6 protein-coding genes are annotated in these 9,058 nt (G+C 66.6%); 3 read left to right on the top strand and 3 right to left on the bottom strand.

Annotated features, from left to right (window positions below; genetic code table 11):
* The first annotated feature begins 318 nt into the window (after nucleotides 1–318).
* Nucleotides 319–747, top strand: a complete 429-nt coding sequence (locus J9611_RS14145) for a hypothetical protein (RefSeq protein ID WP_211881037.1) — start codon at nucleotides 319–321, stop codon at nucleotides 745–747.
* Here J9611_RS14145 and J9611_RS14140 read toward each other — a convergent pair.
* From J9611_RS14140 to leuS, 3 genes are all read right to left on the bottom strand, one after another.
* Complete coding sequence (locus J9611_RS14140) at nucleotides 731–916, bottom strand: hypothetical protein (protein ID WP_211881036.1); 186 nt, start codon at nucleotides 914–916, stop codon at nucleotides 731–733. The genes J9611_RS14145 and J9611_RS14140 overlap by 17 nt on opposite strands.
* 68 nt (nucleotides 917–984) lie before the next feature.
* Nucleotides 985–2,049 (bottom strand): DegV family protein, encoded by a 1,065-nt coding sequence (locus J9611_RS14135; protein WP_211881034.1) that lies wholly within the window; start codon nucleotides 2,047–2,049, stop codon nucleotides 985–987.
* Nucleotides 2,050–2,092: 43 nt separating this feature from the next.
* On the bottom strand, nucleotides 2,093–4,621 hold the full coding sequence (gene leuS / locus J9611_RS14130; protein WP_211881033.1) for a leucine--tRNA ligase: 2,529 nt from the start codon (nucleotides 4,619–4,621) through the stop codon (nucleotides 2,093–2,095).
* A gap of 811 nt (nucleotides 4,622–5,432) precedes the next feature.
* On the opposite strand from leuS, the gene J9611_RS14125 reads away from it, so the two are divergent.
* On the top strand, nucleotides 5,433–8,600 hold the full coding sequence (locus J9611_RS14125; protein ID WP_211881031.1) for an efflux RND transporter permease subunit: 3,168 nt from the start codon (nucleotides 5,433–5,435) through the stop codon (nucleotides 8,598–8,600).
* The gene (locus J9611_RS14120; protein WP_211881029.1) at nucleotides 8,597–9,058 is read left to right on the top strand and encodes a hypothetical protein; all 462 of its coding nucleotides are present in this window, start codon (nucleotides 8,597–8,599) and stop codon (nucleotides 9,056–9,058) included. The genes J9611_RS14125 and J9611_RS14120 overlap by 4 nt, the downstream gene beginning before the upstream one ends.

Raw genomic sequence — 9,058 nt, 5'->3', positions numbered from 1 at the left:
ATCCAAATATCCGCGCTGGGCCGCCTCAATTCCTTGCATACACCCAGTCTTAAGGACCACTGCGCGAAGTCCAGCAGGCGCGCCTTAAACCACCCAAATTGTTCAGCGCAGTCCTAGGAAGGGCTGGAGCACGCGTACATCCCCGGTCCGGGCTATGTGGAAACAAGTAGTAAGGACGACCCCATACGTAATCCCTACGCTTTCGTCCACTGCCGCCCGGTGGTAGCGTCTGGATCCTAGATCGCGGAAAGACCTTGCCGGCTGGGGGCAAACCTATTCGCCTGGAAGTTCCTGCCAGGCGTCGAGAGCCGGTGCGCCATGAAAAAGTCCCTTGTGCCAGCAGCCGCATTGATTGCGCTCGCCAGCGCCGCGGTGCTGGCCCCGCCCGCGGCCGCATCCTCGACTCAAACCATTCGCGTCTCGGTTGACAGCCGCTACTGCCCTGAATTCGGTGTGTACGGAATATCGCACGTAAATGTCACCGGTACTGGCGATCTAAGGGCCGACCGGAACTTTATCTGGAACACACAGACCGCCGAGACTCCGATCGGCTCGGTTCCTCCGGAAGGTGCCGTGGCCAACGTTACCGTCACCTACCACTGCAACGTCCAGGTGCTGTGGTGGCACGAAGCGGGCAGCGCCCAGCAGGCGACCGGTACCCGCTGGGTTAACGGCTCGGGCTGGCAGCCCAGCTATACGCTTGTTCCAGACGCTGCCGCCGGTAGCGGGGCTACTGCTGGTAGGTGATGTAGGCCTCGTATTGCACCCGCCATTTGTCCGGGGTCCGGGGATCAGGCACCGTAGTGGTGAGGAACTGGACGCTGGTCACCTGGCCCTTGAGGTATTTCAGCCATTTGGTCACCTCTTCCGCAACGTCCCTGTCGAGCTGGGCGACGTGGTGGACTTGCATTGCCATGGGAGCCTCCTTAGGCCGGTGGGGAGACTTTACTACCACCGCCCCGTGACAGCCACCACTCCGGCGGACTACTGCCCCGCGCCGGCACTTTCACCAGCCCCGCCGGGACTCCCGGTAGCGCCGCCGGAAGTACCGGAGGCAAGCGAGCCGCCGTCGGGCGGAGTACTGCTCACCCCGACAATCACTGCCAGCACGCCGAGGCCGGCGTGGGCCGCCAGCACGGCAGGGAGGGCGCTGATCTGGGCCGGCGGGGACTCGGGCAACAGCACCGCAAGCCGTGCCGCGAGCTGTTCGGCTTCTGCCGGGTTGCCGAAATGGTGGACGGCGAGGCGCGCCTGGCCCGGCGGACGGGACGCGGCGTCGGCGGCGACAATCTCCTCCAGCCGCGCAATGGCCTTCGCCGCGGACCGGATGCGCTCCAGCGGCACGATCCTGCCGCCGTCAACGGCCAGGAGGGGTTTGATGGAGAACATCGTGCCCCAGAGCGAAGCTGCCGCGCCGATCCGGCCGCCACGGCGCAGCTGCTCAAGGCTGGGGACATAGAAGTACACCTTGGTGCGGGCGAGCCGTTCCTCGGCGAACGTCCTGACTTCCTGCGCGTTCCGGCCGTCAGCCGCGGCGACGACGGCGCTCTGCACCCCCATGCCCTGGGCCATTCCCACGGTGCGGGAGTCGAGCACCTCTACCGGGATGCCGACGCGGCCGGCAGCGAGGCGGGCGGAGTCGGCGGTGCCGGAGAGGTCCCCGGAAATATGGATCGACACGACGGAGTCGAAGCCCCGTTTCAGGGCCGCGAGATAGGCCTGTTCGAACTGCCCCGGCGAGGGCCGGGAGGTCTTGACGGGCGTGCCGCTGGCGAGGGCGACCGCGATCCTGGCCGTGATGTCGTCCTCGCCTTCACCGTAGATCTCCGCGCCCACCATGACGGGCATGGGGACAACGGTCAGCCTCCCGTCGGCGGTGAAGGCCCGCACCCAGTCGGCGGGCAGGGCGGCGGCGGAGTCCGTGACCACGGCGGTGCGCACGACGGCGGCAGGCGCCGCCTCGAGGACGGCGCCGGGGCGCGTGGCCTGGCGGAGCCGGACGAGGCGCTCCCGCAGCCATGGCCAGCCGGGCGGCTCGCGGTCTGGCACCAAGGGCCTCCTGCCGGCCGGTTTTTCAGATGGACCTGCCCGGCTAGGCCGGGACGATGTTGACCAGTTTAGGGGCACGGACGATCACGGTGCGGATGCCGCGGCCGTCGAGGGCCCGCTGGACATTCTCCGAGGCCAGCGCCAGTTCGCGCAGCCCGTCCTCGCCGATGTCCGGGGAAACCTCCAGCCGGTCGCGTACCTTGCCCTGGACCTGGACGACGGCGGTGACCGTGTCCTGCACGAGCAGGGCCGGATCGTGCGTGGGCCAGCCGGAGTCGGCTACCGACGCGGGGTGACCCAGCGCGTTCCACAGGTCCTCGGCCGTGTAGGGCGCGAAGAGGCTCAGGATGACCGCGACCGCCTCGACGGCCTCGCGCACTGCCGGGTCCGCCCCTCCCGCCCCGGTGTCGATGGTCTTGCGGGTGGCGTTGACGAGCTCCATCAGTTTGGCCACGACCACGTTGAACTTGTTGTGGTCCAGGAGCGCTTCGGCATCGGCGATGGTGCGGTGCGTGACGGTGCGCAGGGCGCGGTCGCCGGCGGCGAAGTCGACGCCGGGGGCGCTCGTGACGTCCTGCGCGAGCCGCCAGGCCCGCGCGAGGAACTTCGCGGAGCCGGACGGCGAGACGTCCGCCCAGTCGACGTCGTCCTCCGGCGGGGAGGCGAAGATCATGGTCAGGCGCACGGCGTCGACGCCGAACTTGTCCAGCTGCTCGCCCAGGTCAACACCGTTGCCCAGGGACTTGCTCATGGCCTTCCCGCCGTTGAGGACCTGGCCCTGGTTCAGGAGCGCGCTGAAGGGTTCGTCGGCGTCGATCATGCCCATGTCATGGATGACCTTGGTGAAGAACCGGGCGTAGAGCAGGTGCAGGATGGCATGCTCGACTCCGCCGACGTACTGGCCGACCGGCATCCAGTCGTTGATCTTCGCGGGATCGAACGGGCCTTCGGTGTACTCCGGGGAGACGAAGCGCAGGAAGTACCAGGAGGAATCCACGAAGGTGTCCATCGTGTCCGTGTCCCGCTTGGCGGCTCCGTGGCAGGCGGGGCACTGGACGTTGACCCAGCTTTCGACGGCGGCCAGCGGTGACGTGCCCTTCGGGGACAGGTCCTCGCCGCGCAGGTCGGCCGGCAGGGTGACCGGCAGCTGATCGTCGGGGACCGGGACTTCGCCGCAGGCCGGGCAGTGGATGATCGGGATCGGGGTGCCCCAGAAGCGCTGCCGGCTGAGCAGCCAGTCGCGCAGCCGGAAGTTCACGAACTTCTCCCCCGTGCCCTGCTGCCGCAGGATTTCGATGGCGGCCGGAATGGCTTCCGCCTTGGGCAGCCCGTCCAGGGCGCCGGAGTTGATCAGGGTGCCCTCGCCCGTGGTCGCCGTGCCGGTGACCGCGGGATCTTCCTCGCCGGTGTCCAGGACCGCCCGGACCGGCAGGTTGAACGTGCGGGCGAAGTCGAGGTCGCGCTGGTCATGCGCGGGGACGGCCATGATCGCGCCGGTGCCGTAGTCGGCCAGGACGTAGTCGGCCGCCCAGACGGGCAGCTTCTCACCGTTGAGCGGGTTGACGGCGTAGCGGCCGGTGAAGACGCCCGTCTTCTCGCGTTCGGTGGACTGGCGTTCGATTTCGGAGAGCGCCTTGACCTGTTCGCGGTAGGCGTCCAGGGCCGCGGCGTGTTCGTCGGTGACCAGTTCGACGGCGATCGGCGCGTCGGCGGCAACGACGAAGAACGTCGCTCCGTACAGGGTGTCCGGGCGGGTGGTGAAGACCGTGACGTCCTTGGCGGGCTTGCCGCCGTCGGCCTCGATCACGAAGTTGACGTGCGCACCCTCGGAACGGCCGATCCAGTTCTTCTGCATCGCCAGGACGCGCTCGGGCCAGTGGCCGCGCAGCTCGTCCATGTCATCCAGGAGCCGGTCGGCGTAGTCGGTGATCTTGAAGTACCACTGGTTCAGGGACTTCTTGGTGACCGGGGTGCCGCACCGCTCGCAGGCGCCGTTGACAACCTGTTCGTTGGCCAGCACGGTCTGGTCCTTGGGGCACCAGTTGACCGGCGAATCCTTGCGGTAGGCCAGGCCACGCTCATAGAAGCGCTTGAACAGCCACTGGGTCCAGCGGTAATACTCCGGATCAGAGGTCTGGATGCGGCGGGACCAGTCGGCGGAGATGGCGTAGCGCTTGAAGGACTCGGCCTGGGTCTCGATGTTGGCGTAGGTCCACTCGCTGGGGTGCGCATTCCGCTTGATGGCGGCGTTTTCAGCCGGCAGTCCGAAGGAATCCCAGCCGATCGGGTGCAGCACGTCGAAGCCCTGCTGGCGCAGGTAGCGCGCCACGACGTCGCCCATCGCGAACGCTTCGGCGTGGCCCATGTGCAGGTCGCCTGACGGATACGGGAACATGTCCAGCACATAGCGGCGTTCCCTGGAGCCGTCATCGAGCGGCGTGAAGACCTTCAGGTCCTCCCAGACCTGCGGCCACTTGGCTTCCATCGCTGCGAAACTGTAGGCGCCCTCCTCGGGCGCTTCCGTCGCGGCTGGTGCTGCTGTTCCGGTCTCTGTCTCCGGCTGAACGCTCACTGCTGGCCTCTTCTGTTCTGTCAAGCCTGGGTACCGTCACGTCTGTACCGTCACGTCTGTATTGTCAAGGCTACTTGTTCTGCCCTGGCCATCTGTTTTTGCGCTGTTCTCCGCCGGCGGCCCGGATGGACCCCGGACACACAAAAGCCCCTCGCCATGGAGGGGCCGCCGCTCGGCAATCCGAGTTCGCTTCGGGATGCCGGGCGGCTAGCTAAGCAGGATGATCGCACGCATGGAACCACTTTAGCGTCTCCGGCCGGTCCACGGCGAAACACCGGGCAGCTGAACGACGCCGGGCCGCAGCACCGCCGGCGGCGGCAGCGACGGGGCCGCCTCCCCAAGGAACATCCCATAAACGAAAACCATGGTCCAGAAATCAAATCGTTATAATCAGGGCCGGCCTGAAGGATGGGTAATTGATCCTCGTTCAAGCCCTTGCGCGCACGTAGCCAGGATCCGGAACCAGGTAATTATCGGGTAAATGCAGGTATTCGGCAGAAATGCAACGGGTGTCCGCGCGGGCGCTTCCGGGTAGTCCGCCTGGAAACCGCCATTCCGGCGATTCTCACACCCCGGCCTAGGAGAATGCTGGGAATAGACTGGCCGCGGGCTGGGCAATCCAATCCTTGCCAAACGCATCAAAGAGGAACACTATTCTCTCAAGATCGCCGATCTCTAACGATCTTATGGGGGGCCGCAAAAGGTCTCGGGTTGAGGAGCCTGGTATGAGCAATTTGCGTAATTCTGCCCTGCAAAAAAACAATCACCTGACCGACCGCTGCCGTGCCGGCCACCCGGAAATGGGCTAGCCATGTTTGGCTGGGTTACCCGTTTCAGTCTGCAGTTCCGAATCCTCGTGCTTGCCCTCGCTGCCGGAGTCATTTCCTTCGGCGTGGTGAACGTCCCGAACATTGCCGTGGACAGCATGCCCGAATTTTCCCCCGCGCACATCGAGATCCAGACTGAAGCCCTGGGTCTGTCCGCCGTCGAGGTCGAGCAGCTCATTACCTCCCCGATGGAAGCCGACCTCCTCAACGGGGTCGCGTGGCTCGACGAGATCCGCTCAAAATCAGTCCCGGGCCTGTCATCAATCGACCTCGTGTTCGAGCCGGGCACGGACCTGCTGCGTGCCCGCCAGCTGGTGGCCGAGCGGATGACCCAGGCGGTGGCGCTGCCCAACGTTTCGGCACCGCCCCTGATCATGCAGCCGACGTCATCGACCAGCCGCGTGCTGATGGTCCGGATGAACTCCAAACAGCTCTCCGGCATCGAAATGTCGGTGCTGGCCCGGTGGAAGATCAAGCCCCGCCTGATCGGCATTCCAGGCGTGGCCAACGTGTCCATCTGGGGCCAGCGTGAGCAGCAGCTGCAGGTCGAGGTCAAGCCGACCCAGCTGCAGGAAAAGGGCATAACCCTGGAGCAGGTCATCAAGACGACCGGCAACGCCGTATGGGTGTCCCCCCTGAGCTTCCTCGAGGCATCGACGCCGGGCACCGGCGGCTTCGTGGAGTCGCCCAGCCAGCGCCTCGGCATCCAGCATGTCCTTCCGATCCGCACGCCGGCGGACCTGGCCAAGGTCAGCGTCGAAGACACAAATCCGCAGCTGCTCCTGGGTGATATCGCCCAGGTCAAGGAAGACCACCAACCCCTGATCGGCGACGCCGTTGTGGGACAGGACGCCGGCCTCCTCCTGGTCGTTGAAAAGTTCCCGGGGACCAGCGCCCTGCAGGTGACGAAGGACATCGAGGCCGCCCTCAAGGACCTGGAACCCGGGCTCACGGGCATCCAGATGGACACCTCCGTCTTCCGGCCCGCCTCCTTCCTCCAGAACGCGGTGGACGGGCTCGGGCTCGGGCTGCTGTTCAGCCTGCTGGCCGCCGTCGCGCTCTTCTGGCTGCTGTTCCGCTCCTGGCGTGCCGCGGTCGTTGCCCTCGTGGCAATCGTGACCACCGTCGCGGCCGCGGCGGTGGTCCTTTACCTCCGGGACGCCACCCTCAACATCACGGTGCTGGCAGGGATCATGCTGGCGATCTCCGTGATCGTGGGCGACATCGTGGAAGACGTCCAGGCACAACGGCGGCGTCCCACGGCGCCAGCGGACCCTGATGCCAGGTCCCGCGCTGCCGTCAAACCCTGGCGGAGCGTCAGGACACCGCTGTTCCATGCGTCCCTGATCATGGTGATAGCCCTCGTTCCGGCCCTCTTCGTCACCGGGATCGGCGGATCTTTCTTCCAGCCGTTGTTCTGGTCGCTCATGCTGGCCCTGCTGGCCGCGTTGCTCGTCGGCCTGTCTGTCACGCCGGTACTGGCACGCCTCCTCCTGCCGCGCGAGACCGTCACCAGGAATGAACTTCCCGGGGCCGGCCGCGCCAAGGCCTACTACGAACGGGCCCTCGCCGGCGCCCGCTCCCGGACGGCGCTGGGCGTTGCGGCCATCGCGGTCGTCGGCGTTCTGGGCGTTGCCGCCGGATCACAGCTGGTCACCAATGTGCCGGTCGTGCCAACCGTGCCGGAGCGGACCCTGCTGGTCCAGTGGGACTCCATGGCCGGGACCTCCAACGACGAGGTCCGCAGGATCGCCTCCAAGGCCTCCGACGAACTGCGTGCCCTGCCGGGCGTGTCGGGGGTCGGCGGACACATCGGCCGGGCCATTTCCTCCGACCAGGTCGTCGGAAACAGCTCCGCCGAGCTGTGGGTTTCAATCGCAGCCGACGCCGACTTCAGCAACACCGAGCAGGCCGTCCGGGACGTGGTCCAGGGCTACCCGGGGATCGCAAACAACGTGCTGAACTATTCGCAGCAGAAGATCGGCGAACTCCGCAGCAGCCTGGAGCCGGGCTTCGCAGTCCGGGTCTACGGCACGGAACTGCCGGTGCTGCGCGAAAAGGCGGAAGAGGTCCGCAAGGCCCTCGCGAACATCGACGGCGTATCGAATCCAAGGATCAACGCCACGGCCAAGACACCCATCGTGGAAGTTGAAGTCAACCTCGAGGCCGCCCAGAAGGTCGGCATCAAGCCCGGCGACGCCAGGCGCGCCGCCGCGACCCTGATGCAGGGAATCGTCGTCGGCAACCTCTTTGAACAGCAGAAGGTTTTCGAGGTCGTCGTACGCGGCGCGCTCGACGTCAGGGACGACCTGACCAGCATCCGCGAGCTGCTCCTCGATACCCCCGGCGGGGGCCACGTCCAGCTCGGCCAGATCGCCGCCGTCCGCCTCGTGCCCAACGAGGTCGTCATCCTGCACGACGACACCTCGCGGCGGATCGACGTCGTAGCCGACATCGGGTCCCGGCCGCTGGCCGATATCCAGCGCGATATTGACGCCGCCGTGAAGCAGATCCGGTTCCCGCTGGAATATCACGCCGAAATACCGGCCAAATACAGTGAGCTGCAGGCCGCCGACACCCTGGTCCTCTGGCTGGGCGCGGCCGCACTCCTGGCGGTGCTGATCCTGCTGCAGACAGCCCTCCGCAGCTGGAATCTCGCGTTCGCCGTCTTCCTGGCCCTTCCGGCCGCGCTGGCCGGCGGTGCGGTCGCCGCATGGATCAGCGGCGCCCCCATGTCATGGATGGCGCTGGCGGCATTTGCTGCCGTCCTCGCCATTGCCGCCCGCAACGCAGCCCTGCTGTCGGCCCGTGCCGATGAGCTGTGGAGGGAAGCCCCGCAGGAGTCCTACGCCGGCGTCGTCCTGATGGCGGCCCGTGACCGGGTGTCGCCGATTCTCAAGACGGCCATCGTCACCGCGCTCATCCTGATCCCCCCGGAAGTATTTGGCGGCACCATCGGCGAGTCCGTCCTCGGCCCGATGGCGCTCATCGTAGGCGGCGGACTCGTCACCACGACTCTCGTCGGACTGTTCGCTCTCCCTCTGCTCATGCTTGGGTTCGGTCCCCGCACGGCTCCCGAAGAGTGGTCATCCGTCTACGAATCCGAAGTTCCCGTCATGCCCGTTACGCAGGAAAAGGTGGAAGTATCATGACCAGCCAAAAGCCCCTGCGGCGCCTGCCCCTGGCGGCCGCTGTCTGTGCAGCAGTTCTGTTCTCCCTCCCGGCCTGCGCGCAGTCGCCGGGGGCGGCCCCGGCGGTAGTAGCCGCCAACGAGCCCGCCAGGGTTGAAAAGAACACCACCACCGGAATTGCCAGGATCACTCTGACCGAACGGGGACTGGAGCGGCTCGAGCTGAAAACCGACACCGTCAAGCCGGGTGCCGGCGGAACGGATGTCCTCCTGGCGTACTCCGCGCTGTTGTACGACTCGAGCGGAAAGACGTGGGTCTACACCAACCCGGCCCCGCGGGTGTATGAGCGGCAGGCAGTCACGGTCGCGAAGGTGGAAGCCGGCGTGGTGACCGCCAACGCCGGCCCCCCGGCCGGGACCGCTGTCGTGACGGTCGGCGCGGCTGAGTTGTTCGGCGCCGAGTTCGACACGGCGCGCTGA

The sequence above is a fragment of the Pseudarthrobacter albicanus genome (assembly GCF_018224015.1).
GTDB classification, from domain to species: Bacteria; Actinomycetota; Actinomycetes; order Actinomycetales; family Micrococcaceae; genus Arthrobacter; species Arthrobacter albicanus.
This window is presented reverse-complemented; position numbering and strand designations above follow the sequence as displayed.